Here is a 25,950-nt window from a genome sequence, read left to right on the forward strand (position 1 = left end):
CTTATATATTTTTACATGCTTGATGCATGTATTTCTTGTAAATCCTGTCGATAATACTCTATTATTTTATGCTATATTCCAACAAAAGTAAATAGCAGATTTACATTTTATTACTCTTTCAGTAAATCTTCCAACTGAACATTGAGACAATCTGCCAAAACCATCATAACGCTGAGTGTGGGATTGCATTTTGCATTCTCAAGATCTGATATATACGTTCTATGCAGACCACACATATCTGCCAGGGCCTGTTGCGAAACACGGCTAAGCTTGCGATAACGCTTGATGTTATAGCTTAACCGCTGTTTCATCCTTTCTATTTCACCTTCTAGTTCTAGTCTTCGTTCATTCATGTGAAATGTCCTCCATTATATCTATATCGTCTATCAATTTGGCGCAATTAACGAAAATCACTTTGACTTTTGTTAATGATTGAATCATTTTCCCATTCAATGTTACCAAAAACCGGGGCTCATTTCAATAGTCTATTTACAAAAAGTAACTTTTTTTGCCAGACATTTTCTCCTTACAGGCATACAAAAACTGCTGTATATTCAGCGCCAAATCCGAATATACAGCAGCTATTATTTGATCAATAATCTGAACCGGTCCTAAAGGCCTGTCAACATATTACACCGATCAATGATAATTAGTCATATTTGTAGAAACCTTCGCCAGTTTTCTGACCAAGTTTACCACCACGAACCATCTTTCTTAACAGTGGATGAGGACGATATTTGGAATCGCCTGTCTCTGTGTAAAGAACATTCATGATTGCAAGACAGATATCAAGACCAACTAAGTCACCTAATGCAAGAGGTCCCATTGGATGGTTTGCACCAAGTTTCATAGCTGTATCAATACCTTCAATATCAGCAACACCGTCAGCATAGATACCAACTGCTTCATTGATCATAGGAATAAGAATTCTGTTTACAACGAAACCAGCAGCTTCTTTAACCTGTACAGGTGTCTTACCGATAGAAACTGAAATCTCTTTAATCTTCTCAACTGTTTCATCAGGTGTATTAAGACCTGCAATAACTTCGATCAGTCTCATAACCGGTGCCGGATTGAAGAAATGCATACCAACAACTGGTCTGTTAACGCCTGCTCCGATTTCTGTGATAGAAAGGGAAGATGTATTAGATGCGAAGATTGTTTCTGGTTTGCAGATAACGTCTAATTCTTTGAACATTTCATGTTTAACGCCAAGATCCTCGTATGCAGCTTCAACGATCAGATCACAATCTGCACATTTATCCATAAGACCTGTTGTGATCTTACCTAAAATAGCGTCTGCTGCTTCCTGAGTCATCTTACCTTTAGCTACTTTCTTGTTAAGAGCTTTCGCGATCTTCGCTTTACCGCCTTCTGCAAGTCTCTCAGAAATATCACATAATACAACTTCATAACCATCTGTCTGTGCAAATGTCTGCGCGATACCTGAACCCATTGTACCTGCGCCAATAACTCCTACTTTCATTGGACTAATACCTCCTGTAACAAATATATAACACACTACGGCTGTGCAGCAGCACAGCCGCTCTAATTATGTACTTAATAAATTAAGCGTTGATGAAGTTTTTCTCTTTACGTTTTGTAAGGAATGCATCCATACCTTCGATCTGGTCATGTGTCTTGAAGCAGCTGCCGAACAGTTTCTCTTCAACTACAATAGCTTCATCCATAGGAAGATCAAGACCTTCGTTGATAGCTTTCTTACAAGCACGAACAGCGATTGGTGCATTCTTAGCAATCTTATTAGCAAGCTTTTCAGCTGCTGGAAGTAATTCATCCTGTGTATAAACTTCGTTTACAAGACCTACTTCTTTAGCCTTTGCAGCATCGATATTCTTTGTTGAGTAGATGATTTCCTTAGCTAAGCCAGGAGCGATGATACGAGCAAGTCTCTGTGTACCACCGAATCCAGGTGTAATACCAAGTCCAGCTTCTGGCTGACCAAAGATTGCATTGTCAGAACAGATACGGATATCACAGCTCATGCAGATTTCATTACCGCCGCCTAATGCGAAACCATTAACTGCAGCAATTACTGGAATAGGGAATGTTTCAATCTTTCTGAATACGTCATTACCTTTCTTACCGAAAGCTTCGCCTTCTTCTGGTGTTAATGTGCTCATTTCACCGATATCTGCACCAGCTACGAAAGATTTCTTGCCGGCACCTGTGATGATCAGTGCTCTTACAGCGTTAACATCTACAGCATCAAGAGCTGCATTCAGATCATTCAGAACTTCTGAATTTAAAGCGTTAAGTGCTTTTTCACGGCTGATAGTAAGAATAGCGATATTACCTTTTACTTCATATAATACGGTTGACATTTTTTTAACTCCCTTTCTGTGTTGAATTTTTATCTTCATCCCTATTCTACAACACATTTACTAATAAGTAAATAGCTAATCTTTAATTTTACCAAATTTTTTAGATACTTCTTTTAAAAATTCAGATTCTTTGTTTTCATTTTACAGACATTTTACCCATTTACAAATTTCAAAAAGCAGAGGCTCAACCAATCCAAAAGTTAAGTATTTGTCAATTTCTGAGGTTACATACGATCAAAGTGCCTTTCTTCCAGCATTTCATCGACAAAATCCGGTGCCAGATACGGCATCACATCCTCCTCAGCATACCCTGCTGTCCTCAGATAATCCAGCCACTGCAAATAAGGCACAACCTTAACATTTCCATCATTTTCATCTGTGCAGGCCTTTGTAAAGCAGATCGCTGTATTCAGATTTTCCTCCATCAGATGCTTTCTGACACAAATAACGGTATCGTATTGATTGTCGATTTTTAACCACAAAATAATCCGATTGTCTGTCATTTTATTATCGAATACGATTTCATTGCCATCCAACAGGGCAATGCTGATTTCTTCTTCTGCCAATGCATCCATCATCTCAGCTTCATTGTCATACATATAGATTACCGGAATGAAGTTCTGATCCTCAAATCTGTCTTCTTCCAGCCCATAGCTGACCAGCCGGCTGCCGCCTTCCGCACAGTATCCAATAGAGATCCTCATAATTTCCTGCTCAATACCATCACTCTCAAGCATGGATAGCACAAGCAGAAAGACCGCCAGAGCCCTCAGGCGTTTCCAAACCACTGCCATCCCTCTTACTTCTCTTTCTTCATTTTCCACCGGCTGTCACCTTCTCTCTTATCGCATATCTGCTCAAAATTCTAATATACGGATAGTGTATCATAATTTCCGGTACTTCCACCATAGTTATCAGCGAAATATATAAAAAGAAGCAGAAAATGCTTCTGCTTCTTGCCTTGCATACTGCGGATAACAGGAATCGAACCTGCACGGGGTACCCCACCAGATCCTAAGTCTCAGACAGCCTAAAATAGTCATGTCAAAATCCGCCTTATTTTTATTATGTTTTTTTGCCCTCAAATCCAGTAAAATCAAGGGGTTCAGGATTTTTTCAAAATTAAAATGTGATTTTTTCCATATATTCCTTGCAGAATAAAAGATGTAACTTTTGGTGGAATTTTGGTGGAAATTTTTTGCCATCAAATTGCCAATACCGATCCCATCTTTTCAGCAATCTTCTTCATTCGTTCCTCATCAATATGACCATAAATATCTACCGTTGTTGTGATGGTGCTGTGTCCCAACATCTTCGAGATATCAGCTGTCTCATAACCATGATTCATCAGCAATGATGCACAGGTGTGTCTTAAATCATGGAATCGAATATGCCGCAAACCATTCTTCTTCAGCATCTGATTAAATGTCTGTGAAATATAGTTAGGCTTTAATTGCTGACCATATTCATCAATGCACACATAGTCAGTGTATACGTATTGCTCACCTTGCTTTAACTGAATCTCTCGCTGTTGCTTCTTCACACCTTTCAAATATGAAGCCATCTCATCGGTCATGTATAATGTACGATTGCTTGATTCATTCTTTGTTCTATTGACATTTACGGCTGCATTACCAACCAAAACACATGTATGATTGATTTTCAGTGTTCTTTTTGAAAAGTCAATAGCTGACCATCTCAATCCCAACACTTCCTCACGCCTCAATCCAAACATTGTTGCTAGCTTGACCGGGACTTCCATCTTCGTTCCTTCCACCGCCTTAAACAAAGCTTCTGCTTCTTCTGCCGTATAAGGATTTATCTTCGATTTCTGCTTTTTCGGCAAAATTGCTTTATCTGATGGATTCGCCGGAATCAGTTCATCCCTTACAGCCTCATCCAGAGCTTTATGGATGTTCGCATGGTACTTTTTAACGCTTGATGCGCTCATTCCCTGTTCTAACTCATAATTGTAATATTGCTGTATATCCCGATACTTTAAGTTTCGCAATAAAATATGCTTCTGCTTGAAGTATGGCAGCACATGATTGTCCATCTGCGCCCTGTATGTTTCATATGTATTCTCGCGTACCTCTTTTTTGATTCGCTCCATCCACTTTTCCAAATAGTCCTCAAAATAAATCTTCTCTGCTACAGCGTCCAAAGAATATGCATTACGGTATTCGTTCAACCGTTCATCTAAAATCTCCTGAGCTAACTTCTTGTTACCTCTTTTAACATCAAGACCAGTGGCTTTTTCTTTCGTTCTTCTCTTGCCACTAGAATCTATATAGTGAATCACCGTGTAGTATCTGCCATTTTTATTTCTTAGGCATCCATCAACCTTATTCAAATTATCTCCTTCCTCAAAAGTTCAAGCATATATATTATACCATATATTCAGACAGCAGGACAGATTAACATGAACATTTGTTTCATCAATCGGATCAATCCTATCAATCAATCCATCCTGTTCATCTATCATATCTTCTCTCTGATAGATTGATATGATAGATATAATTATAATCAGTATAATTATATATTGTTCTAATTAGGGTTAAATTTTTTAACTTCTAGAAGTTAAACTTCTTTACCTCTAGAAGTTAATTTTTTTGACTTCTTATATCAATCCTGCTGCCGTCAATTTCTACTCCTTATATCCTATTTTTTCCCTATCCAGTACCATATTAATCACCCATGCAGCTGCCCCGGAAACTATCATCCCAATCAGTCCAAAGGGTATACCGCAAATGATACCAATAAACTGTCTGTCTCTACCGATCATCTTATGCACTGATCCCATTGCCATCGGGTATTAAATAACCTCTTCGTTCTCTTTCCCCACTAACCTTATCCGGAATGCACTCAAGTGGTTTATTAAATATATTCATTCTTGCATACATTGTCTGAAATGGATGCAGCACCGATAAACCATCTAATATTTGCTTACTCTCTTCAACAGGCACCGTAAACTCTTTCCAATTATCTATTCTGAAAAGCATAAATTCCTGACCAACAACCTCTCTCAGATGCACATTCATATCATGATACGCAAATTCAACAACATCTTCAAATTTCAGCGTCGGATACGCTTTATGGTATCTTTCTCTTGCACAATATACGAATTCATATGTTGCCAGTATATGCTGCATCGTCTCTTTGCTCATATCCGTAAACTCTTCATTCTTGTAAAGTGTATACAACGTATCACGCATATGAGCTTCATCTTCTGTAAACGGTTCGTCAAAAGCGCCTTCAGCTAATAGAGTTGATATATGCTTCTGAAGAATATTTCCGTAATTGTTCTTATCCTGCTGCTCATAGCTTGAATCTTCACCTATGAGTATCTTGCCGTCATAGCCGATCTGAATCATCGTATCTATGGCTAATGGTGTCCCATCATCATCATTAAAAAACAAGACACGGTACGGCGTAATCTTATACATATATCTCTTTCCTTCATCCAACACGAAAGAATCATCTGCCGCATTGCCAAGGTACAAAACTTCATTGATATCCTTTTGATTCTTCTTCAAGATGATGCAGTTATCGTTCAGCAAACCTCTATAAAATTTCAGGGTTTCCATAATATCATCCTTCATGTGGTATGAATCGTTGCTGATAGAGATTGATACAATCTGTCGCATATGTTTTTTGCTCAGTTTTTTGCTGTAATTGTCAGCTACATACTTACCTATCTTATTAAAACTTTCCGCTATTCGCTTATCCCGTATCGTACCATTGGTGACAACATCAATCTTATTAATCGGAATGTTACGTTTGATGATGGCATCAAAGATATAATCTATCATCTCTGGTTCTAAAAACGGTTCACCTCCTGTTAGTAGCAGTCTTGCTACAACTGACACCTCTTCAAACAATCTGTCAATTACTTCTTTAGATATTGTATGATTTTCGGCAGGTCCTCGCATACAATGGCTGCACTGCATGTTGCATCGTCTTGTCACTTCTATTGCCAGTTCCTTGTATGACAATTTAAAAAGTTGGTCGCTATCTGTATTTGTCATTAATCCTCCTTACTGTCCGGCAGCAGAATTTTCACCGCCGGACGATTGTTGTTTAGTTGTTCTTCTTCTTTCTGACTTCCGGGTAATACTTGAATCCTATCAGATGTCCTTTCACATTGAATACCGTGTATCCGCCTTGAGACTTCAGCGGCTTCTTCTTACCTTTGTTGGCCAGTAAGATGTCCTCTAACTTCAACCCGGTATCATATACCACATCAAGTGGGTTCTTGTATTCAATGATTTGATTATCCTTGAACAGTACCATCTTTTTAATCTTATGAATAGCTGCATGCAAATGTGTAGGCAACAGGATTATGTTATGATAGTTATTGTTCATCTTGTTCCCGTCGATATGATGAGCTTCAAATTTGCCCTTCTTCCAGAAATTCGGACAGAATATATCTGCAACCGCACGATGAGCGCCGATCGTTGTCGGATACCCCTTCATCGAGAACGTATAATATAGATACTGCCTGTCAGGTTGACCACCTGGGATAGCCCCTAACAGCTTCACACGGTCACCTTTGATGCTGATGACTCTTCCATATTGTGAGCAATAATAATCCGTACATGTCGGATGCTGAACAAATACTTCTGATTCGTCAAGCTTCTTGATACCTGCTATCTGTATAACATCCTCATCCAATGCATGTGCAATGATATATTCTTTGTTCCATTTGAATTCTTTGATGTTTGTCATAATCTTTCACCGTAAACCGGCAGCATTCGATTAGCCAGAATAATGACAAACGTTCTCTCTTTTCGTTCAGTTCTAAGATAATCCAATCCAAAAAACTAAGTGCTAACATTGCTGCCAGCTCCTTTCATAAATAATAATTTTTTTGGACATGTCTATCTCCTTTTAACTCATTTCTTACTTATCTTAACTGTAGTCCGTTCCAATGATAAATAAGCTCCAACATGCTCTTCGGCATATTAGACAGACTGCAATGTACGTGCCATGTATCTCATGCAATCATGCCTTCTCAGAGATATGTACACATACATTTGTTTCTGGATGCTTCTTCTGATTCTATTCCTTCATCTTTATTCTTCTGGGGATAATGTCAGATTTGACTTTAGAAATTGTATGAATTTTCATAATTCATTTGACAACTACATAACTTTTGTGTATAGTATCTTTTGATATTATTTTCTAAAAGTCCAATCATCCATAATCCTGTGCCTTTCTGAGTGCTGGGTTTACATGTAACCGTTAGTGTAGATGCGGCAACATCTGCACTAACAACTGGACAATAAAAATATAAAAATATTTTTTATCATCCTATAAGCATAATTCTCTATTTTTTCTACATTTTTCTCTCTATTTTTACACCAAAAAAATATTTTTTCGTGCCAAAAAATAGAAAATCCTCAATAAATCCCGCAAAAAAATATATTTTTATAAACCCTTACTGCAATCAGCAATAAAAGTATACAAATTTCTACATTTTTTTGTACAATATTTTATTTATTTTTTAAATATTCTTGGGATTTTTTCATAGAATAAATCTTGATGGATATTTAGATATAGTTTAAAGAATTATACTACTATAAGTATAATATATCATGTTTTTCATGCCGTGTCAACATATTTTCAGAATATTTTTAAATATTTTTTTATTTTTTAAAATATATAAAATATTCACTCTTCACTGCCAGATTATGCCGAATGACGTTTCTCAATATATCTTCGCCAAGCAGACTTATCGTCAGAATTAAGAATGCTCAAAACATCATCATCATCTACATCAGCTTTGATTACTTCAGGATTCGACGGTACTTGTCCTGCTGCATTATCATCTACATTATCTTCAGCGGCGGCGTTGTCTGGATATTCTTCATCATCACCTTCAACGAACATCTCATACCAGTGGTCTGTTATAACATTGACATCAATGTATTCTGGCTCTGGCGGATTATCACCATCATTAACAGCTTGCTCCCACTCTTTTTTCAGCAGTTCGTTTTTATTGTCAGCCCAAACAAAAATCTTTTTAAGTGTATCACCGTCATATTCTTTACCATTGCACAGAGCATTATATTTTTGTGCCAGGCTTCTGTTCTCATTGGCCTGCTTAACTTTAATGCCCTTCTTCGCCTCAAAGAACTTATATCCATGCTCCGTCTCAGCGAAATACTCAACAAGTTTTTTGTCTTTATGACGGCCGTATGTGTTCGGAAATTCTCTCAATGAGCTTTGACCTGTTTCGTCTCTGTATTGCACAAAATCTTTATGACGTATGATGAATAAAAGCTTATTCTCTTCAAGGATTCGATTGAATGAGACTATCGTTGGTTTCGAGTAACCTAAAGTCGTAACGAAATGTTCTAATGGCATTCCACCAATCTTCCCTTTTAAGTGATCTGGTACACTATTGCCACGATTAAATGACCCAACCATACAAGCAAAAAATCTCAGCAGCTTACATTTGTCATGTCTTCCTTTGATGCCCATAATCTTATGCATCTCTTCATCTGTCATATCAGAGAAGTATTCTTTGCCCTGCTCAAAATAAAGAGCAGTCAAATCAACGACAAAATCATTCGTGCCATATGATTCTATTTCCCGGACATAACCCTTGTCCTTTAACTCAGAGAATCCACGCTTAATAGAGGACATCTCTGAACGATTTGCCGGACACTGCATCAGACAATATGCTATCATATTGTAGGAGACAAAGTATTTCTTTACATCTTTATGCATCAGATTTCTTAGTGCACACCATACCGCAAATGCCTCACTTGATAACTCTTTGTCCTCGATAATTCTTTTAACAACAAATAAATTCTTCAGCAATTTCAACCTTCTTTCTGTATTTTTTATTTTATTTTTTTCTGGGGTAAAAGTTACGACATTTCTTTGCATTCTAACTTAAGTGTTTTCGATAAAAGTTCGACATATTTTTGTCGTAACCTTGACAGTTTTAAATAGAAGATAATAAATAAGTAATAAATAATAATTATGACTCTTAAAAAGAATTATATTTTAATTTTTTAACTGTTCAGGAATTATACTTTTTCGAAATGACTCTTTCTGATGAATGGAATGAAAAGAACTGTAATATTTACTGTTATAGTTATTATAACACAAGCAAAATACTATGTCAATACAAAAGCAAACAAAAGTTCTAATTTAAACCATAAAAAATACAGGTGTATCACCCCCGTTATACACCCGTACTCTCTTACTCACACTCTCTCAGTTCATCCAGACTCTTAACCACAACATCTCCTGCTGCCGCTTCAGTCATAGATTTATTGAGCATATTCATATATTCTTTGTTCTGTTTGGCTCTGTCCAGCTCCTGCTGAATCTTTATCTTCTGAAACTGTAACTTCATTACTTCATGTCTCTTCTTGAATAAACGTTTCTCCAACCATTTATATATGAACTCCATCTGATCACCTCTCTCTCTGTTAAATACCGTTGATTGAATTAGTAATATTAATTCAAAAATCTTATCTTATGATGTATTGAAAATCGAGTCAGTGTGTGGATACATCAGCTATCATGGTTCTGGGAATTTTTATCTGATTTACCAGTTTTATCCACCCCTGATACGCTGTTGTCTTCATCTGGAATATATTCGATTAAGTCACCGGGCTGACAATTCAGCAGTTTACAAAGTGTGTTCAATGTTTCCTTGCTGGCAATCTCACCAGTTCTAATTTTCTGAATCTGTGCTTCACCCATTATTTTGTCTTTTCTTAATTTATAGGCCGAAAATCCTATTGTTTTCAATTCCTGCAATACATCCATTTTATATCTTAACAATTTTATACACCTCTTCATAAATATGGTCAGTCTAATTTTATCATATGAATACACTTGTTTCAAGTGTTCTATGTTATTAATATGCACTTGTTTAAAGTGTATATTTTAAGCACTTGTTTTAGGTGCATATTTGTGTATTTTGTCAATAGACATACACACATTTCAAGTGTATACTTAACTCATCAAAACAAAGGAACAACACAAACAAACACAAGAAAGAAAAGAGGTATTCAACATGAAGCAAACCACAAATATGTCAAGAGTAATTGGTGAAATTCAGAGCATTGGAAGAAAGATTAACAAAGACTGGTTCAATGGCGAGCTGGATATGGACAGAGTTATCTGGACAGTACAATCAACACCAAAAGCTTATGGTCACTTTACACCGTACTTATCTTATAGAGTCCATGACAAAGAAGGTGAAAGAGGAGCCGTTGAAATCAACTTGGGTGGAGGTACATTAGACCGTAATATTGAGTTAATTATTTCCACAATGTGTCACGAACTTACGCATTACTACAACTGGTGTCACGGTGTAAAAGATTGTAGCCGCTCTGGTGGACAATATCATTCAAAGAAATTCAAATTAGAAGCAGAAAAACACGGCCTGCACATTGAGTATGATTCACGTATTGGTTGGAGCATCACAGAACCAACTGAAGAATTGATAGAATGGGTAATTGAGAATGGTTTCGAAGATTTCAGACTGGGACGAAATGAATTTCAACAAGCAATCATTGGCATTGGTGGACAATCAGGAACAGCACCAAAGTTCCCTAAAAAGAACAACTCCATCAAAATGATCTGCCCTTGCTGTGGAAACATTGCAAGAGTTACGAAAACAACTAATCTGATTTGTGGCGACTGCATCGAAAAGATGATTGAAGTTTAAACAGATACATAAGCGGTGGCCGTTACTGGCCACTGCATCAGATAAAACAATAGCAAACAAAGAAAAGTGAGGTACAAGGACTATGACAAGCAGAAGAATGAACAAAGTATTGGCAGAACTCAAGGAATACAACCAGATGAAGAAAGAATTAGATTCACAGATTAAAGCTTTACAAGATGAGTGTAAAGAGTACATGACTGAACATGAACTGTCTGAACTGTTCAACGATGATAACAGCATTGTAGCCAGATACTCTGAGGTGATCAGTACCAAGTTTGATACCACAGCGTTTAAAAAATCTGAGTGGGCTGAACTGTATCAGGAATACACTAAGAAGGTAACATCAATGAGATTTACACTCAATTAACAACTAATCAATACCAATCATTCAGGATGTGTGGGGCATCTTCCCATGTTGGGCATCTGCTCCACCGCCTGACACACATAAGAAAGAAGGAATACACATGATGAACAATGATTTCACAGTTTCTACACTTTGTACAGATGGTAGCATTTACAAGGTTATCAAGTATGCTTCAGGTAAACAGGTTAAGCTTCCGATCAATGCCGATGGTTCAATTAAATGGTACGATGATAACAAACTTCTGAAGAAGAATTAAACACAGTATTTCAAAAGTCGACTTTATTGACTTTAGAAATCGACTTCACCGATATCCGACACTAACAGCACCATTTGCATCCTTCACGCTGAAGGTGCCAAACATTAATATATAGAAGAAAGAAGAGGTATTTAACATGAAGTACAACATTAACGAATTCAACATCGTAACTGCCAACACTGCATTAATGATTAACCCAATCAGCCGTGAAGCCATTCAGATGGCGATTAACTATCAGTTCGACCAATTTGAATACAATGGTTTTTCTGATGATGTTACACCGCCTGCACCATCTGAACTAACTGTTATCATTGTTCCTCTGCTGAATGACTATCTAGTGATGATTAGAGCCAATGATCCTGCATCTAACATCATCATGACTGATAGTCTCAATGCATGGATTCAAACAGTTAAAGAAGACATTGATATCTGGGGTAATGATTAATATAGAAAGAAGGGGACAGGTTATGCATATATTGGTATTCATCACATCATTTATCATTATGTCCATAGTCGCTGCATCTGATGGCGATTGGTCAGGGATTATATTTATAGCCAAGGTAATTGGATTTATAGCATTTCTGCTTGTATTCGCATTGATATTCTGTCAGAAATAAAGGGGTTTTACATATGAACAAAGAATTTATGAATCAAATTTTTGAAGCGTTATATACTGATCCTGTATATGAGATTGTCGCCAGCACCAATATGGAATACAAGGACTTAAACAGAATCCGAAGTAAACTACATGATAAACTTATAGCTGCCATTCCAGACCCATCACAACATGAACTGATTGATAAGTTCAACGACTGTGTCAGTCAGCAAACGGACATCATAGCCAAAGAGCTTTATTTACAAGGGATGGAAGACAGAGATAAGATGTTGCAGTAGAATTTGATTCTAAAGTGACTATTAGTCTCATTTCGGCTGTGCATACTATGCATTTTAGAATAAAAATTTAGATGTCCGAGATAAGGACATCCAAACAGAAAGACAAATACCAGATGAAATCCGAATTTCTTCTGAAAAGTAACATCAATAAAATCCTTATTTTACAAGGAATTTGAAAAACAGAACATCACCGCCTGCTGCTGAAATTCATACATAGGCAGCAGGCCATCAGTAAAAATTAACATTGAAAATACGTAAAAAATTAGATATACTATTTGTGTACCACTTTTCTAAAAAGTTTGGTTCTTTTGTTTGTGAGAAAAGGCTATCAGTATCAGTTTACTGGTAGTCTTTTTTCATTGCTTTCTATCGTTTATGTCAAAAATCACGACATCCCTTCAAAGGGAATTCGCTAAACTCCTTTGTTTAAAATGGATTTTGAATATTGAGATTCAATATTGCTCAAATATCAGATTATCTCTCAAATCGGTGTCAGAATAATCCTACCTGACCAATTTATCATCCAAAAATCCAAAACGCAAATTTGCTCTCTCAGATGATATTTAAGCCTTATTTGCTACCCTTAGAATGATGGCAGGTGTTAGATGTATATGAGTGTATGTGAGGTCATATGGAACCTATCCCCTTCCTTGATTAGCCCAAACGGGCGAAACATGTAGAATATGCTTGTTTGGACTGATTTGTCCGATCAAATGATTATGGACTTTTGGACAAATCTGTCCAGAACTCTCTATATATGTGACAGCAGATGTACAAAAAATAAAAATGAAGATCCTTCCTTTTGGTATAAAGTAAATCTTCATTTCTATCGTAAAAAAAGTGGATAAACTCCTTTGGATGCAAGGGATAATCTACATTTTTATTTGATTGAAGATAGGGGTCTTTTAACGACCATAGGCAAAAAAGCCTGTAAATATAGGTGGTTCAGAATCATTTTAAGAGGTTGGTTCCTGCTGCCAGAAAATCTCATAAATGCGACCTGAGTACCCAAATTGAGTACTATGCGAGATATACGCAAATGCAACTACATAATATATATAGTCCTGCCCCGTGAGTATACGATTTATGTACTTCTCTCGCATATGCAAATCATCTTCCATCAAAAGTACCATTTCGGTAGTTTTCTCGTTTATGCGAGTTATTGATATTCCTGCAGCAATTCCCTCTTATACTTATAATAACTGTTCCGGGCTATCCCAATAACCTTCATCAAGTCCTTATCAGAGTATGTTCCGCCAAATGCTTTTGATTTTTTCAGGATCTCTTGTTTTGCTTCGATGCTTTTCTTTGTTTCAAAGGTTGCTCCGGTCTTCTGTCCAATCTGTCTACCTTTTAACCGTGCTGTCTGAAGTCCTTCTTTTGTTCTCTGACGTAAATCATCAACTTCTTTTTGAGCTTGAATAAACGCAAGTCTGATTTGCTCCTTAGCTAGACACATAAGGTATTTATTTACACCATCAAGAATATAGTCAACGTCTGTTCCTGTAAGCTGTACATTGTTTGTCAGAGCTTTTTTATAGGTCTCTGTATCAATATGATGTTCTTTCAGAAACACAAGATTGATACCTTTGTTGTACAGCTGTTCATACAAGGTAAAGCCTTCTTCAGCGTTACGACTCATACGTGATACCGAGTCAAATATAATTGTATCATCTGGTTGTACCTTCTTCAGTAAGGATTCTAACTCTTTACGGCCTTGATATTTCGTTCCTGTGTATATCTCCTGAACAATCTTTGCGTCCGGGTATTCTTTTAAGATGTTCCGAATCTGTCTATCAATGCTCTGCTTCTTGGTGCTGATTCTACAATATCCGTATTCCATACGTTTCACTCCCATCATTATGTATTAAATTTATCGACCGTCAAAATCTATATTTAAAATATAGCAGAATCGCACCAAATAGTCAATATTTTTAATACTTTTTGCGATAGGTTAAATTTAATACTTTTATTTATCGTGTCATGCATCGCTGTTAATACTACTTGATACGTCCGATTGGAAGAATCATATGCAAACAAAGCGATTCTTCAATGTCCAGTCATATTCCCGTCCTCTGGCATCTGTTTAAATCTCTTCATATGCAGCAGGATTTCAGTCATCGTTAAAAGCCTTTTGATGCAAGGGATTTATGAATATTGAGGTTCAAAATAGTTAGCCTTATATAACTCTTGTTTCTTGTTGATATTGTTGGGGTTTTGTTGATTCTGGATGATGTGAAGAAATATCGTGATATTATGATGACTGCTGCCGGAACTGATTAGCAAACAATCCATCTATTCAGTTTTGCTTATTTTTACGCTCGTTCCATTTGCAGATACGCCAATAGAATTATTGCTAAACACTACAATTTGAAAACTAACACCGATGATTGCATTTCCACCTGTTTTTGCTGTTTCAGTAATCAATTCATCTATTGCATACTGCTTAGCTTTTCTCATTTTATCACCAAAAGCTCCTGATTTCATACCGAATGCATCCGTAACTGAAGATGATAATTCACTTAAAAATCCAGTGCCAAGAACTGCTTCCCCGCTAACAATACCAAAATACTCATCAATTTTATATCCTTCGAAATTATACCCTGTTGTCAATTTACAAGTAGCTTTTAAATAATCCATATTTTTGGCAATTTCTTCTCTTTTTAAACGTTTATCTCTTTCAGTAAATGCTTTTTCTCTTATATAATTAGCTACAATATCACTATATTCCTTGTTCTTACATTTTTCTTCAAATGTACTCTTCACTTCGTCATATTCTTCAGCAGTAGAATTTTTAATTATCATCATTTCCCTATGAATATAATTAGAGCAATTTTCACATACTTCATAACTCTTGTCTCCAATCATAATTTCAGGAACAACTGAAATAAAGGATATCTTCTTTCCGCAATTAATACATTGCTTTGCCATAATATAAACCTCCTATTTTATGACCATTATAGCACTTTCCGGCTCTTGATACATATTAAAAAAACAGCTGTCGTTCAACCTTTATCAGATAAACGACAGCCATCTGCTTCAATTAATTACCTAAACTGATCGGATCAGAAACATGTCCATCAACACTAACTGATACCGTATTACATTCTTCAGGTACTAAAAATGGTAACGATACTCTCTTCTTAGAACCAATATCAAAAATTGCCCCAACTTCATACTTACCATCATCACCACCGCTAATATCATAAAATTCTAATGCAAATCCATCCTCATCCAATAATGACACCCCAGAATTTACAATTTCATAGTACTGTATTTTATTATCTTTGTATCCCGAATAACTGATATTCTCTACTTCTGCTTGAATTGTGACAACTTTCATTCCCGCGTTATCAACTTTCCAGTCAACGGTATGAACATTTTGTACATCAATATTAAAATCGCCATCTGATGTCTGAATCTTTGTTGTTCCTTCAGATTTCAATTTACTTGTTTCTGATTCTGTGGAAACCGTCGCCGAACCACTATCCTTCTCACTAATGCCTAAATTATCTTCCAATTTACTTTGATAATTCTCCACACTACTTTTAAAAGAATCTACACCACTTTTCACATCACTTAAAGATTTTTCTATGGATAATGCATCTGAATTGTAGAACCCACGCAATGTATCACAGTAATCCTGCAAAACTGTATAATAATCTTCATTATATTTTGGATTATCAATTAATTGTATTTGCCCCATTTCCTGTTCTGCATCATCTATGTATTTTTGAAAAGACTCTAATCTGCCACCATCAGCTTTATAGGCCGTTGAAACCGCCAATACACATATCTGATATACTTTATAATCACCTGACAAAACAGTAACCGCCATATCAGCATTTTCACGTATATAATCAACTGTTTCTTGCTTTGCATCATCCCAGCCTGTTGTATACAGATACATATCATCCATAAAGCCATCTATTAATTTTTGTTCAGTAAGACCACTTAATAATCTACTTACTTGTTCAAACGAAAAATCATCCTCATGTTTTACGCTATATTCCCATGCCGCGCATACATCATGACTCCAGTTATGTAAAACGGCATATGCTGAATTAAAATTTTCATATGCTTTTGTAGCATGTTCTATGTTCTGGGCATATTGCTCTTTATACTTTGAAGTTCCGCATCCACTTACGGATAAAATTAATACCATAATGATTACTATGCTAGTTATTTGTTTGTGTTTCATATTTTCCCCTTGCCTACTTATTTTTGTTTACAGCTGCAATTATCCAATAAATTATCCCAATTCCAATTATCCCTAACGAAATCCAGAACGTTGCCTCTAGCAACGCATTATAGACAGGATATAGATTTCTTTTACCCGTTACATACGCTGCCGCTAAAGACAACCTCTTATCATATGTAGCTGAAGCCACAATAAATGAAATTACAAATACCATAATTCCTGCAATTGTAAATGCTCTTGCTTTACCCTTATAATCCTTTTTAACAATAATAATCTTTTCTTGTTTTATAGGACAGCCACATTTCGGACAGGAATATGCTTTATCTGAAATCTCATTTCCGCATTCCGGGCATTTGATTAATGCCATAACATCGTCTCCTCTTTTTTGTATATTTTTAATAATATTATATATTATAAAGTATTACTTTTCAATATTTTGTATTAATTTCACATGCTTTATCTTACAAAGTGGTATTTTAATAGTAAAAAAGGAGATACCCCACAATGAAACCATTGAAAAATAGATACAGTCTCACTCTGGATGAAGACGTTGCTGAAAAAATCAAGGAAATGGCCGAAAATGATGACCGCAGCTTCAGCCAGTACATCAATATAATTCTCAAGGAATGGATTAAGAATCAGGAAGATGGAGCAAATAAATAAGATAAAAAAATAGAAGTATCGCAACTGGCGGTACTTTTTGTGTCAATTAGTTCAAAAATAGCACCCAAGCTAATGAGTGCTATTGATTTCAGATATTTAGTTTAACTAGCACTTGCCTTAGTTTTCTCATCAAGCACCGCAACTCTCTTATCACTCTCTACAATCTCTTCTGGTGTAAAAAGTTCCTTCTCAAGGTCATCCCATGATCTACCTTTAGGACTAATTTTTTCTTCCGAAAACCTTTTAGCAATCAATTCATACTCCGGTTGTATCTTCTCCCATTCTTTCTTAAACTCAGGATCTTGTAACTGTTCTTTTAAATAATCATCAAATTTCATTCCCATGTCCTCTTCAATTAAAATAGCACCCTTTGCGTTTGGGTGCTGGTGTGCCATTTTCCTGATGTCACGAAAATGGTTTAGTTTAAGTTTTCTAATTTTTTTTGAAGTTCTGCCATCTGGGCAGCTATTTTATCTTTCTCTTTCTGCTTTCTCTTCTCAACATAATCTTCATCAAATATGATTTCCATTACATCATTCGGTTGACATCCAAAATATTCACAGATTTTACCTATGGTTTCTGTTGTGACATAACCATTTGCTCGGAGTCGAGTTGTTACACTTCCACTTATACCTATATTTTCTCTAAAAGATTTAAGACTCATGTTTTCATCTTTTAATTTATCCCAAAGTTTTTTATAACTCAATTTCATATTTCCGTATGCCTCCAATCATATCACCTCCATCTTAGCATATAATCAAAAAAATGGCAAAATAAAGTCGAATGATTTTTTAATATTATTTCAAAAATAGAGGGCTACCATAAAGCAGGGTATACCTAACAAACAGGGCTACGGTGAATACCAGTACCCGTCACCTGCTGCCACACATTCATAAAGGAGCGTCAAATTCTCAGCACCTTTAAACACCTTTAATCTCTTCATCTTATCTCACCTAACTAAAAATATACTACTTTAATCGCTCTCACAGTCAAAATTAGACGTTCTATTTTCTAAAGGTATAAGTTTACCTCTAAATCATTTTGACGCGAATTTGAGCTTGTAGTGAATATTTAAGCTAATGTTGTTACCCTAAAAATGCAGCAGGTGAATTTGAGAGATTGTATGGAAATTTTGGATAGATTTTGGATGATGAAAAACTAATAAATGACTGGTAGAATTGCCGTAATATGACAATAGCTGACAAAAAATAAGAAGCAGAAAAACCTTCTACTTCTTACCTTTTTGCTTGCCTGTAACTTTTGGTGGAAATCTGGTGGAACTGATGTATTTTTCCACCTGTTATCAAGTACCAAAAACCCTTACAAACATTAAATACTGCGGATAACAGGAATCGAACCTGCACGGGGTACCCCACCAGATCCTAAGTCTGGCGCGTCTGCCAGTTCCGCCATATCCGCATAATCTATTCAATTCTTCTTCCGGAAACAATAAGTCCGGAAAGAAAAACAAGCCTTCTCAGGCTTGCTCAAATGAGACATCCGGGGCTCGAACCCGGGACACCTAGATTAAAAGTCTAGTGCTCTACCAACTGAGCTAATATCCCATATCTTATTCAATTCACCCAATTAGCTGGGCTAGTTGGATTCGAACCAACGTAATGCAGGAGTCAAAGTCCTGTGCCTTACCGCTTGGCGATAGCCCAAAGTCCTGCATAAAACTTACATCAGTTCTATGAAGGTGGATACAGGGATTCGAACCCTGGGCCTCCAGAGCCACAATCTGGCGCGCTAACCAACTGCGCTATACCCACCATATCACTTCGCAATTAAGCAAAGAGAAACGAGCCTGAAGGGATTCGAACCCCCGACCCACGGCTTAGAAGGCCGTTGCTCTATCCAGCTGAGCTACAGACTCATATTCAAAAAACAATGTTTTGTTTTGATGTAAATCATACATCGTCGGGGTGACAGGATTCGAACCTGCGACCTCTTGATCCCAAATCAAGCGCTCTAGCCAAGCTGAGCCACACCCCGTTTCATCAACAGCATTTCATCCGTGACGCAAGATATATTCTATATTACAAACAGCAAAATGTCAACCCTTTTTTTTAATTTTTTTAAATTTTTTATTTTGCATATGTAATTCAACAAAAATGGCTGCTATCCGACTTCAAAAACCGCAGAATCCTCCCTAGAGATAATAGATTTCGATGTCAAAATCTCCCTTTCGGTTGACATCCAGGATCGCATAGGATGGTCTTCGATTATCCTGTCTTGGAAGAGAAATGCTTCCTGGATTGACAACAGTTACTTCTTCCGTATCATCCAACACAGGCCTGTGAATATGGCCAAAGAAAGCATAATCGCACCCTCTTGATTTTGCTGCTGCCCTTAATTCCCCATAGCCATAATTCACATAGTAATTATGGCCATGCGTCATAAAGATCTGATGCCTGCCAATCGTAATGACCTTCTCCCTCGGAAGCCTTGAAAAGAAGTCATTGTTACCGGCCACCATCTCTACCGGACAGGGTGCGATTGCCTCCAGATAGCCCTCACTGCCCTCCAGATCCCCCAGATGGATCAGAAGGTCAACGGGACTGACTTTTCTGATAACCTTTTCCATATTCTGATTTCTTCCATGTGAATCACTGACAAGAAGTACTCTCATTATATCCCCTTTGTATCAAGATAAGCGCCTATAACAGGCTTAATCAGCTGCAATGCCTTTCCTCTGTGACTAATGGCATTCTTCGTCTCCGAAGACATAGATGCCGTTGTACAACCATATTCCGGTACATAAAAGATCGGATCATAGCCGAAGCCATTTTCCCCTTCCTCTTTATAGCCTATACGGCCTTCAATTGTTCCCCGGACAACTTCTGTTTTTCTGTCCGGGAAAGCCGCTGCCACACAACACACGAATCTGGCCGTCCGCTTTCCATCCGGAACGCCTGTTAATCTTTCTATCAGATTGACATTTTTGATGTGATACGAAGTCTCCTCACCCATGTAACGTGCAGAATAAATTCCCGGTTCACCGTTTAAATAATCAATCTCGAGTCCTGAATCATCTGCCAACACAATCGCACCAGTCATTCTTTCGATGGCCTCCGCTTTAATTGCCGCATTTTCTTCAAAACTGCTGCCATTTTCATCAATGTCCGCCTGAATACCGGCTTCTTTAAGAGACAGGATTTCTACCGGAAAATCCGCCAGAATCTCTCTGATCTCTTTCATTTTATTCTCATTGGTTGTTGCAAATATAATGCGCTGCATAATTATCTCTCCTCATTCTCCCAACGAATACCCGTCACAATTCATCCCCGTCTTATTGATCCGGAGTTAAATCTGTATAAGCTTTGAGACAGGCATTGCATGCGGATGCTTCCTCCATATGGCTCCATAAACTGCCATTATAGCTCATATAGCTCTCACCATCAGAAATATCGGCCTCCACCGTCAGCTCGTTGGATACATATTCTATCGCGATTGGATGCATGGAGTCCCTGGTGTATATCTGCACGATCACCGCAAAGCGCTGGTCTGCCTCCAAGGGCTGTGGATTCTCCAATGGAATGGTATAATAGCCTTTATCTTTAATATAGCCACTCTGTAAAAAAACTCTGCGGTCCATATCTTCAATGCCCTCAAAATCTCTCACCAGATAAATATCATAATATGTCTCTGCATCCGTGGCATAAAAACCTGCCGCCCGAAGCGTGTTCTTACTGTCCGTCTGATAAACGCTCGAAAACCAGGCCATTGGTTCATTATATCCAATAGATCCCGTCCATCCAAGCAAATCCGTCTGATAGATCCGGTCATAATTATCTGCATCTTCCACACCCGTATAGGATACACCATAGACACCAATATTCGGGTCTTCGTAGGATATATAGAAAAATCCATTCTGACCGAAATCGGCCCCCCAGCTGTTCTTGCAGATAAAAGCGCCGTCCTTCTCCGGCTCTGTAACAAAATTTTCTTTCGGATAGGTGTCATCCCATCCGATAATATCAATATCATGGTTGCATTCCTGACTTTCGGGATAATAATAAGCGGCGTTTTCCTCATTATAATAGGCGCTGAGTGAACGAATATCCGGCTGGGAATAGATTGCCGACTGCACAGCTCCGTATTGCATAATCAACTGCTTAATCTGCGAATAATCCCTTTCGTTGATAATCACCGCATCCTGAAGATGTACCGCCGCACTGAGGCCATCTTCATATTTCCCATCGCCATAAGGATCCTGCGCCTCCGTCACAGGGCCCCTCCAGCTTGTCATATACGCCAATGCCATATTATAATCTCCGCCATCGTCCAGATCCACATTAAATCCGTTATTCATCGCCAAATGATCGACAGAAAACTCACATTTCTCATCCGGCAGCAGAGAAGATTCCAATGCAGACAAAGCAGCGAAAGCCCAACAGGTTCCCCAGCTTCCCTGGTCCCTTACTTCAGAAACTCTTCCATAATCACGCAGATCATATCTGACCGGCAGTGACACCGGTTCATCTTCCGGTGTCGCCAGCATTGCCGTGTTATTTTCATCATCCCACTGATAATCATAATCAAAATAATCTGCAAGATAGTTCGCAGAAAGACAGATATTGCCATGCCGATCAAATTCTGCTATCCTGGCCTCTGTCCATCCGTCATCCGTCCGAACCCGATTTTTTTGAATGTCAATCTCACAGGTTTTCTGACCTTTGATCAGTTTGATGATATCACCATCCATCCTGGCCGCTGTACATTGAAAGAGATCATTAACCATCGTTTCCGGAATCATTAATGTCATATCATCTGACATCCAGATTTGGTCGTTGCCGTCCGTTTCCACTTTCCGGTCATCACTATAGAGGCTAATTGTTCTACTGTTAATGTCCTTTGCTTTAATTAAATTGTAATGTCTGGTCAGTTCCTGAGAATCCTGCCCGCGAAACTGTGTGGCAGGTACCCGCATCAAAAGAATACCTCCTATGCCAAGTACCATTGCCAGAGCAATGAAACGCTTTAAGTGTTTCAATTGAACCTCCTGTTATCCACTCTTTTTGGTGGCTTTGGTCCCATAAATTGATAAAAATAAGTCTTAATCATACCATTATAAATCTTACGATTCTTATCTGCCTTTCGCCCAATATATCGTTCGGCATCCTCATAAGAAGTCAGTACATAGTAGGACCAGCTGTCCAAATGTCTGAACGCATTACCGATATCTGTATAAAGAGCCGGCAAAGCTTCCTTCTCCTCCAGTCGTTCACCGTACGGCGGATTTGTAATCACAAAACCATACTTCTTCGGATGACGCAGTTCGCTGACCGGACGCTGCTGGAAATGGATCAGATGATCCACACCTGCTTCTCTGGCATTGGCCATCGCAACCTTGATAACTTCACCATCAATATCATATCCCTGTATACGCATCTCCACGTCATTGCAGATCAGGTCATTAGCCTCTGTCACTGCATCATACCACCCCTTCATCGGAAGAAGATGTTTCCATGCCTCAGCCGTAAATTCACGATTCATACCCGGTGCAATATTGGCGCCGATCATTGCTGCCTCAATTGGAAATGTTCCGCTGCCACAGAAGGGATCCACCAGAATTCGATCCTTATTCCATGGTGTCAGCATAATCAATGCCGCCGCCAATGTTTCAGACACCGGTGCCTTACCGGTCAATTTTCTATAACCTCTCTTGTGAAGTGATTCACCTGTGGTATCCAGTGCAAGCGTTACTTCATCCTTCAGGATAAAAACTCTTAACGGATATTCATCTCCGTCTTCTTTGAACCAATCTACTCTGTATGTCATCTTCAGACGTTCAACGATTGCCTTCTTCACAATTGACTGAATGTCCGAACTGCTGAATAACTGACTCTTGGCTGTTGAAGCCTTTTTGACCCAGAATTTTCCGTTGACCGGGATATAATCTCCCCATGGAATCGCCTTCGTTGCCTCAAAAAGTTCATCAAAAGTCCTTGCTTTAAATCTGCCTACACAGAGCAGAACTCTTTCTGCTGTTCTTAAAAAAATATTCGCCCGTGCAATGGCTTTTTCATCTCCTCTAAAGGTAACTCTGCCATCTGCCACATTGACGATTTCGTATCCCAGTGCCATAATTTCTCTTTTAAGTACGGCTTCCATGCCAAAATGACATGGTACAACATATTCAAATGTATTATTCTCCATTATTCTTCTCCTCTGTCCGTTCGGCTTCAATCTTTAGTATATACTTTTTATAAATCTCAGGCAAGACACGCCTTACGTAATTTATTATTTTTGACTTTTTATACAAATAAGCGACCCCTGTATGATAAAATTCCACCACTTATACTTAAAACATCCAACCCCTGTTCTGACATCCTCCTGCCGGCGAGCATACTGGTTCCGCCATGGCTGCAATAAAGGATATATCGCCTGCTTTTGGGAAGTTTTTCTATATAATGATCCAGAAATTCATAGGGAAGATTGAGAGCTCCCTGCATATGACCTTTTCTGTAATCTCTGTCATTCCGAAGATCAATAACAACATACTCCCAATGATTCATCAGGCTTTCGGCTTCCCTTGCGGAAATTAATTGAAATGCCATGACTTTCAAATACTCCTTTTATTTATATTATATGCGAAAAAACTGCCGCAGTCGAATAGACTGCGGCAGCTGTCAAATTATTTTTATTCTTCTATCGTTCCCTACTGTTTTTGTATGCGTTTTTATAAGTGTTCTTCTGTGAATACTCATCTTCCGAATCTTCACTGTTTTTCATGCTATCTACGGTATTTTTGTATGCGCTCTTCGCTGCATGCCCTGCCTTATCACTTGCGCTGTTTCTGCAGTTTGTGCTATTAGTACTATTCGTACTGTTACTGCAGTCGGATGTTTTATTATTGTAGCTTGTTTTATTCTTTGCCATACGATTAACCTCCTTTAATTATGGTACGTCAATAGTATGACCCGGATTTGTTTTTTTATGTGTTTCTCAATATGTTTTTTTAACTCTGATCAGATATCGCAAATAGCGGTATACTTCATCCTCGCCTTTAACTGCCAGCATTTTGAGCAAGCGTTCCAAAAGCTTACGTGTTTCCGGATGAATTGTAATATACTCTTTCGTTCTCTTATAGTATCTCCACGGACTCATCGTTGTATACCTGTCTTTTTCATAAGTTTTGCAGGCAGCTACGCGATCCGCAAACATTTCAGCTACATATTTAACCGGCATCTTAATTCCGACAATACCAAGACTGCGATCCTTCGTCACATCCGTCCAATATTCATAATGATGACGGTTTCTGCCCTTATGGTGCAGCCAGGACTCTGAATAGCCCTTTGCTTCCCTCTCTGCAGCATTCGGGCTCTTGTCTCCTTGATAATACTGAACGCCTGTTTTAAATTCCGTTGGGGAATACTTCGAAAGATCATGTGTCAACCCCTGCCAGTACAACCCCATCTTGAAACATCCCTGCATCACCAGAATTCTATGCATCGTAATCGTCTTAAAATGATGCCATGCCACCAAAAGCTTACTCATATCTGAAGTACCTCCTAAAAAAATCTATATAACTATGCACAAAACGCATCCAAAATTATTGAAAACCTATAATTTCTATATTACGCTCCATCTGATATCAATTATCAGTGCGTGAGAGGTTGCTAGGCGCCAGTGGCGCCTGTTTAGCAACGACCGAGCCAGAGGCGAGACCGCTGGAAGTCCAGTGGACTTCCGCTAGCAACGACCGAGCCGGAGGCGAGATACGAATCCGTGAATAATCACGGGTTCGTATCATCCGCCTCGGCTCGTAACAAAAAGAGACAGAACATCTAGTCCTGTCTCTTTTTGTTACTAACGTGCGTGAGAGGATTCGAACCCCCGACACCTTGGTCCGTAGCCAAGTGCTCTATCCAGCTGAGCTACACACACATATTTTGTTTTAAATGCCGGCGACCGGAATCGAACCGGTACGGACGATTAGGTCCGCAGGATTTTAAGTCCTGTGCGTCTGCCAGTTCCGCCACGCCGGCATTCCTCAATGCCTGCAAAGGCATAAATGCGAATTGCTTCACATTGAATGGAACCTATAGGGCTCGAACCTATGACCCTCTGCTTGTAAGGCAGATGCTCTCCCAGCTGAGCTAAGATTCCATATAAACGACCCAGATCGGGCTCGAACCGACGACCTCCGCCGTGACAGGGCGGCGCTCTAACCAACTGAGCCACTAGGCCATATGTCGTTTTCAATCATTTCTTCATACCCGGGTAAAATGGACCTTCAGGGACTCGAACCCGGGACCGACCGGTTATGAGCCGGTTGCTCTAACCAACTGAGCTAAAGGTCCAAAAAGCCGATGATCGGACTCGAACCGATAACCTGCTGATTACAAATCAGCTGCTCTGCCAATTGAGCCACATCGGCACGAAAATATAATGATTGAATGACCTCGACGGGATTCGAACCCGTGTTACCGCCGTGAAAGGGCGGTGTCTTAACCGCTTGACCACGAGGCCATCAACTCCCCGAGCGGGGCTCGAACCTGCAACAACTCGGTTAACAGCCGA

The 25,950-nt window shown here is 38.4% G+C and carries 30 protein-coding genes and 14 tRNA genes; 6 read left to right on the forward strand and 38 right to left on the reverse strand.

The window, feature by feature from the left end; genetic code table 11:
• Positions 1–110: 110 nt before the first annotated feature.
• From NBH03_RS11235 to NBH03_RS11290, 12 genes are all read right to left on the reverse strand, one after another.
• Positions 111–353, reverse strand: coding sequence for a helix-turn-helix transcriptional regulator (locus tag NBH03_RS11235; RefSeq protein ID WP_117527590.1), 243 nt, complete (start codon positions 351–353; stop codon positions 111–113).
• Positions 354–649: 296 nt separating this feature from the next.
• Entirely contained in the window at positions 650–1,486 is an 837-nt protein-coding gene (locus NBH03_RS11240) for a 3-hydroxyacyl-CoA dehydrogenase family protein (RefSeq protein WP_250799631.1), read from the reverse strand.
• An 82-nt stretch (positions 1,487–1,568) separates the two neighbouring features.
• Positions 1,569–2,345 carry an enoyl-CoA hydratase-related protein gene (locus NBH03_RS11245; RefSeq protein ID WP_215689034.1) on the reverse strand — a complete coding sequence of 259 codons (777 nt, stop codon included), beginning with the start codon at positions 2,343–2,345 and terminating at the stop codon, positions 1,569–1,571.
• A 224-nt stretch (positions 2,346–2,569) separates the two neighbouring features.
• A complete protein-coding gene (locus NBH03_RS11250; RefSeq protein WP_250799632.1) occupies positions 2,570–3,169 on the reverse strand; it encodes a hypothetical protein in 600 nt (199 codons plus the stop codon).
• 145 nt (positions 3,170–3,314) lie between these two features.
• Positions 3,315–3,400, reverse strand: a tRNA-Leu gene (locus tag NBH03_RS11255).
• 149 nt (positions 3,401–3,549) lie between these two features.
• Entirely contained in the window at positions 3,550–4,698 is a 1,149-nt protein-coding gene (locus tag NBH03_RS11260) for a tyrosine-type recombinase/integrase (protein ID WP_250799633.1), read from the reverse strand.
• A gap of 294 nt (positions 4,699–4,992) precedes the next feature.
• Entirely contained in the window at positions 4,993–5,154 is a 162-nt protein-coding gene (locus NBH03_RS11265; RefSeq protein ID WP_250799634.1) for a hypothetical protein, read from the reverse strand.
• A complete protein-coding gene (locus tag NBH03_RS11270; protein ID WP_250799635.1) occupies positions 5,132–6,373 on the reverse strand; it encodes a radical SAM protein in 1,242 nt (413 codons plus the stop codon). Before NBH03_RS11270 ends, NBH03_RS11265 begins: the two co-directional genes overlap by 23 nt.
• Before the next feature lie 52 nt (positions 6,374–6,425).
• Positions 6,426–7,073: a hypothetical protein gene (locus NBH03_RS11275; protein ID WP_250799636.1), complete on the reverse strand. Its 648-nt coding sequence runs from the start codon at positions 7,071–7,073 to the stop codon at positions 6,426–6,428.
• Positions 7,074–8,036: 963 nt separating this feature from the next.
• A complete protein-coding gene (locus NBH03_RS11280; RefSeq protein ID WP_250799637.1) occupies positions 8,037–9,173 on the reverse strand; it encodes a helix-turn-helix domain-containing protein in 1,137 nt (378 codons plus the stop codon).
• Positions 9,174–9,561: 388 nt separating this feature from the next.
• Positions 9,562–9,774, reverse strand: a complete 213-nt coding sequence (locus NBH03_RS11285; RefSeq protein WP_250799638.1) for a hypothetical protein — start codon at positions 9,772–9,774, stop codon at positions 9,562–9,564.
• A 104-nt stretch (positions 9,775–9,878) separates the two neighbouring features.
• Complete coding sequence (locus NBH03_RS11290) at positions 9,879–10,151, reverse strand: helix-turn-helix domain-containing protein (RefSeq protein WP_250799639.1); 273 nt, start codon at positions 10,149–10,151, stop codon at positions 9,879–9,881.
• A 235-nt stretch (positions 10,152–10,386) separates the two neighbouring features.
• Between NBH03_RS11290 and NBH03_RS11295 the strand changes: the two genes are divergently transcribed.
• The 5 genes from NBH03_RS11295 (at position 10,387) to NBH03_RS11315 (ending at position 12,557) form a co-directional block, all read left to right on the forward strand.
• The gene (locus NBH03_RS11295) at positions 10,387–11,043 is read left to right on the forward strand and encodes a SprT-like family protein (protein WP_250799640.1); all 657 of its coding nucleotides are present in this window, start codon (positions 10,387–10,389) and stop codon (positions 11,041–11,043) included.
• An 82-nt stretch (positions 11,044–11,125) separates the two neighbouring features.
• A complete protein-coding gene (locus tag NBH03_RS11300) occupies positions 11,126–11,410 on the forward strand; it encodes a hypothetical protein (RefSeq protein WP_250799641.1) in 285 nt (94 codons plus the stop codon).
• Positions 11,411–11,507: 97 nt separating this feature from the next.
• The gene (locus tag NBH03_RS11305; protein ID WP_250799642.1) at positions 11,508–11,663 is read left to right on the forward strand and encodes a hypothetical protein; all 156 of its coding nucleotides are present in this window, start codon (positions 11,508–11,510) and stop codon (positions 11,661–11,663) included.
• A 136-nt stretch (positions 11,664–11,799) separates the two neighbouring features.
• Complete coding sequence (locus NBH03_RS11310; protein WP_250799643.1) at positions 11,800–12,108, forward strand: hypothetical protein; 309 nt, start codon at positions 11,800–11,802, stop codon at positions 12,106–12,108.
• A 185-nt stretch (positions 12,109–12,293) separates the two neighbouring features.
• Positions 12,294–12,557 (forward strand): hypothetical protein, encoded by a 264-nt coding sequence (locus NBH03_RS11315; protein ID WP_250799644.1) that lies wholly within the window; start codon positions 12,294–12,296, stop codon positions 12,555–12,557.
• Positions 12,558–13,716: 1,159 nt separating this feature from the next.
• Here the strand turns inward: NBH03_RS11315 and NBH03_RS11320 are convergent.
• From NBH03_RS11320 to NBH03_RS11335, 4 genes are all read right to left on the reverse strand, one after another.
• Positions 13,717–14,400: a recombinase family protein gene (locus NBH03_RS11320; RefSeq protein WP_250799645.1), complete on the reverse strand. Its 684-nt coding sequence runs from the start codon at positions 14,398–14,400 to the stop codon at positions 13,717–13,719.
• Positions 14,401–14,852: 452 nt separating this feature from the next.
• On the reverse strand, positions 14,853–15,488 hold the full coding sequence (locus NBH03_RS11325) for a YbjQ family protein (RefSeq protein WP_250799646.1): 636 nt from the start codon (positions 15,486–15,488) through the stop codon (positions 14,853–14,855).
• A gap of 112 nt (positions 15,489–15,600) precedes the next feature.
• Complete coding sequence (locus tag NBH03_RS11330) at positions 15,601–16,758, reverse strand: hypothetical protein (RefSeq protein ID WP_250799647.1); 1,158 nt, start codon at positions 16,756–16,758, stop codon at positions 15,601–15,603.
• A gap of 13 nt (positions 16,759–16,771) precedes the next feature.
• Entirely contained in the window at positions 16,772–17,125 is a 354-nt protein-coding gene (locus NBH03_RS11335; RefSeq protein ID WP_250799648.1) for a zinc ribbon domain-containing protein, read from the reverse strand.
• A gap of 137 nt (positions 17,126–17,262) precedes the next feature.
• Here NBH03_RS11335 and NBH03_RS11340 point away from each other — a divergent pair, with 137 nt between their 5' ends.
• A complete protein-coding gene (locus tag NBH03_RS11340; protein WP_250799649.1) occupies positions 17,263–17,421 on the forward strand; it encodes a toxin-antitoxin system protein in 159 nt (52 codons plus the stop codon).
• Between the two features lie 101 nt (positions 17,422–17,522).
• On the opposite strand, the gene NBH03_RS11345 is transcribed toward NBH03_RS11340, so the two are convergent.
• The 22 genes from NBH03_RS11345 to NBH03_RS11450 form a co-directional block, all read right to left on the reverse strand.
• A complete protein-coding gene (locus NBH03_RS11345; protein WP_250799650.1) occupies positions 17,523–17,759 on the reverse strand; it encodes a hypothetical protein in 237 nt (78 codons plus the stop codon).
• An 80-nt stretch (positions 17,760–17,839) separates the two neighbouring features.
• Positions 17,840–18,151 carry a helix-turn-helix domain-containing protein gene (locus NBH03_RS11350; protein WP_250799651.1) on the reverse strand — a complete coding sequence of 104 codons (312 nt, stop codon included), beginning with the start codon at positions 18,149–18,151 and terminating at the stop codon, positions 17,840–17,842.
• 607 nt (positions 18,152–18,758) lie between these two features.
• Positions 18,759–18,840 (reverse strand) — tRNA-Leu (locus tag NBH03_RS11355).
• Positions 18,841–18,913: 73 nt separating this feature from the next.
• Positions 18,914–18,986: transfer RNA gene (locus tag NBH03_RS11360), tRNA-Lys, on the reverse strand.
• 26 nt (positions 18,987–19,012) lie between these two features.
• Positions 19,013–19,085, reverse strand: a tRNA-Gln gene (locus NBH03_RS11365).
• A gap of 34 nt (positions 19,086–19,119) precedes the next feature.
• Positions 19,120–19,193 (reverse strand) — tRNA-His (locus NBH03_RS11370).
• A 30-nt stretch (positions 19,194–19,223) separates the two neighbouring features.
• Positions 19,224–19,297: transfer RNA gene (locus NBH03_RS11375), tRNA-Arg, on the reverse strand.
• A gap of 44 nt (positions 19,298–19,341) precedes the next feature.
• Positions 19,342–19,416 (reverse strand) — tRNA-Pro (locus tag NBH03_RS11380).
• Between the two features lie 157 nt (positions 19,417–19,573).
• Positions 19,574–20,053 carry a metallophosphoesterase gene (locus NBH03_RS11385; protein ID WP_215689032.1) on the reverse strand — a complete coding sequence of 160 codons (480 nt, stop codon included), beginning with the start codon at positions 20,051–20,053 and terminating at the stop codon, positions 19,574–19,576.
• A complete protein-coding gene (locus NBH03_RS11390) occupies positions 20,053–20,661 on the reverse strand; it encodes an XTP/dITP diphosphatase (RefSeq protein WP_250799652.1) in 609 nt (202 codons plus the stop codon). Before NBH03_RS11390 ends, NBH03_RS11385 begins: the two co-directional genes overlap by 1 nt.
• A 52-nt stretch (positions 20,662–20,713) precedes the next feature.
• On the reverse strand, positions 20,714–22,417 hold the full coding sequence (locus tag NBH03_RS11395) for a lectin like domain-containing protein (RefSeq protein WP_227083160.1): 1,704 nt from the start codon (positions 22,415–22,417) through the stop codon (positions 20,714–20,716).
• Positions 22,414–23,583, reverse strand: coding sequence for a THUMP domain-containing class I SAM-dependent RNA methyltransferase (locus NBH03_RS11400; protein ID WP_227083162.1), 1,170 nt, complete (start codon positions 23,581–23,583; stop codon positions 22,414–22,416). Before NBH03_RS11400 ends, NBH03_RS11395 begins: the two co-directional genes overlap by 4 nt.
• A gap of 98 nt (positions 23,584–23,681) precedes the next feature.
• The gene (locus NBH03_RS11405) at positions 23,682–23,984 is read right to left on the reverse strand and encodes a rhodanese-like domain-containing protein (RefSeq protein ID WP_250799653.1); all 303 of its coding nucleotides are present in this window, start codon (positions 23,982–23,984) and stop codon (positions 23,682–23,684) included.
• Positions 23,985–24,075: 91 nt separating this feature from the next.
• Positions 24,076–24,306, reverse strand: coding sequence for a hypothetical protein (locus tag NBH03_RS11410; RefSeq protein WP_227083166.1), 231 nt, complete (start codon positions 24,304–24,306; stop codon positions 24,076–24,078).
• A 66-nt stretch (positions 24,307–24,372) separates the two neighbouring features.
• Positions 24,373–24,924 carry a DUF5662 family protein gene (locus NBH03_RS11415; protein WP_250799654.1) on the reverse strand — a complete coding sequence of 184 codons (552 nt, stop codon included), beginning with the start codon at positions 24,922–24,924 and terminating at the stop codon, positions 24,373–24,375.
• Between the two features lie 316 nt (positions 24,925–25,240).
• Positions 25,241–25,314, reverse strand: a tRNA-Arg gene (locus tag NBH03_RS11420).
• A 15-nt stretch (positions 25,315–25,329) separates the two neighbouring features.
• Positions 25,330–25,415 (reverse strand) — tRNA-Leu (locus NBH03_RS11425).
• 48 nt (positions 25,416–25,463) lie between these two features.
• A tRNA-Val gene (locus tag NBH03_RS11430) sits at positions 25,464–25,536 on the reverse strand.
• A gap of 7 nt (positions 25,537–25,543) precedes the next feature.
• Positions 25,544–25,617: transfer RNA gene (locus NBH03_RS11435), tRNA-Asp, on the reverse strand.
• A gap of 39 nt (positions 25,618–25,656) precedes the next feature.
• A tRNA-Ile gene (locus NBH03_RS11440) sits at positions 25,657–25,730 on the reverse strand.
• Between the two features lie 4 nt (positions 25,731–25,734).
• Positions 25,735–25,807: transfer RNA gene (locus NBH03_RS11445), tRNA-Thr, on the reverse strand.
• A gap of 20 nt (positions 25,808–25,827) precedes the next feature.
• Positions 25,828–25,899 (reverse strand) — tRNA-Glu (locus tag NBH03_RS11450).
• Between the last annotated feature and the right edge of the window lie 51 nt (positions 25,900–25,950).

Origin of the sequence: Coprococcus intestinalis, from assembly GCF_023656595.1 — a bacterium.
Classification (GTDB): domain Bacteria; phylum Bacillota; class Clostridia; order Lachnospirales; family Lachnospiraceae; genus Coprococcus_A; species Coprococcus_A intestinihominis.

What these genes read in the sequence shown, in the direction of transcription:
- NBH03_RS11235 (WP_117527590.1), bottom strand. Translation starts at nt 353, where the DNA reads ATGAATGAACGAAGACTAGAACTAGAAGGTGAAATAGAAAGGATGAAA.
- NBH03_RS11315 (WP_250799644.1), top strand. Translation starts at nt 12,294, where the DNA reads ATGAACAAAGAATTTATGAATCAAATTTTTGAAGCGTTATATACTGAT.
- NBH03_RS11300 (WP_250799641.1), top strand. Translation starts at nt 11,126, where the DNA reads ATGACAAGCAGAAGAATGAACAAAGTATTGGCAGAACTCAAGGAATAC.
- NBH03_RS11295 (WP_250799640.1), top strand. Translation starts at nt 10,387, where the DNA reads ATGAAGCAAACCACAAATATGTCAAGAGTAATTGGTGAAATTCAGAGC.
- NBH03_RS11325 (WP_250799646.1), bottom strand. Translation starts at nt 15,488, where the DNA reads ATGGCAAAGCAATGTATTAATTGCGGAAAGAAGATATCCTTTATTTCA.
- NBH03_RS11320 (WP_250799645.1), bottom strand. Translation starts at nt 14,400, where the DNA reads ATGGAATACGGATATTGTAGAATCAGCACCAAGAAGCAGAGCATTGAT.
- NBH03_RS11275 (WP_250799636.1), bottom strand. Translation starts at nt 7,073, where the DNA reads ATGACAAACATCAAAGAATTCAAATGGAACAAAGAATATATCATTGCA.
- NBH03_RS11335 (WP_250799648.1), bottom strand. Translation starts at nt 17,125, where the DNA reads ATGGCATTAATCAAATGCCCGGAATGCGGAAATGAGATTTCAGATAAA.
- NBH03_RS11345 (WP_250799650.1), bottom strand. Translation starts at nt 17,759, where the DNA reads ATGAAATTTGATGATTATTTAAAAGAACAGTTACAAGATCCTGAGTTT.
- NBH03_RS11400 (WP_227083162.1), bottom strand. Translation starts at nt 23,583, where the DNA reads ATGGAGAATAATACATTTGAATATGTTGTACCATGTCATTTTGGCATG.
- NBH03_RS11405 (WP_250799653.1), bottom strand. Translation starts at nt 23,984, where the DNA reads ATGGCATTTCAATTAATTTCCGCAAGGGAAGCCGAAAGCCTGATGAAT.
- NBH03_RS11240 (WP_250799631.1), bottom strand. Translation starts at nt 1,486, where the DNA reads ATGAAAGTAGGAGTTATTGGCGCAGGTACAATGGGTTCAGGTATCGCG.
- NBH03_RS11285 (WP_250799638.1), bottom strand. Translation starts at nt 9,774, where the DNA reads ATGGAGTTCATATATAAATGGTTGGAGAAACGTTTATTCAAGAAGAGA.
- NBH03_RS11305 (WP_250799642.1), top strand. Translation starts at nt 11,508, where the DNA reads ATGATGAACAATGATTTCACAGTTTCTACACTTTGTACAGATGGTAGC.
- NBH03_RS11385 (WP_215689032.1), bottom strand. Translation starts at nt 20,053, where the DNA reads ATGAGAGTACTTCTTGTCAGTGATTCACATGGAAGAAATCAGAATATG.
- NBH03_RS11265 (WP_250799634.1), bottom strand. Translation starts at nt 5,154, where the DNA reads ATGGCAATGGGATCAGTGCATAAGATGATCGGTAGAGACAGACAGTTT.
- NBH03_RS11410 (WP_227083166.1), bottom strand. Translation starts at nt 24,306, where the DNA reads ATGGCAAAGAATAAAACAAGCTACAATAATAAAACATCCGACTGCAGT.
- NBH03_RS11330 (WP_250799647.1), bottom strand. Translation starts at nt 16,758, where the DNA reads ATGAAACACAAACAAATAACTAGCATAGTAATCATTATGGTATTAATT.
- NBH03_RS11310 (WP_250799643.1), top strand. Translation starts at nt 11,800, where the DNA reads ATGAAGTACAACATTAACGAATTCAACATCGTAACTGCCAACACTGCA.
- NBH03_RS11340 (WP_250799649.1), top strand. Translation starts at nt 17,263, where the DNA reads ATGAAACCATTGAAAAATAGATACAGTCTCACTCTGGATGAAGACGTT.
- NBH03_RS11415 (WP_250799654.1), bottom strand. Translation starts at nt 24,924, where the DNA reads ATGAGTAAGCTTTTGGTGGCATGGCATCATTTTAAGACGATTACGATG.
- NBH03_RS11245 (WP_215689034.1), bottom strand. Translation starts at nt 2,345, where the DNA reads ATGTCAACCGTATTATATGAAGTAAAAGGTAATATCGCTATTCTTACT.
- NBH03_RS11270 (WP_250799635.1), bottom strand. Translation starts at nt 6,373, where the DNA reads ATGACAAATACAGATAGCGACCAACTTTTTAAATTGTCATACAAGGAA.
- NBH03_RS11390 (WP_250799652.1), bottom strand. Translation starts at nt 20,661, where the DNA reads ATGCAGCGCATTATATTTGCAACAACCAATGAGAATAAAATGAAAGAG.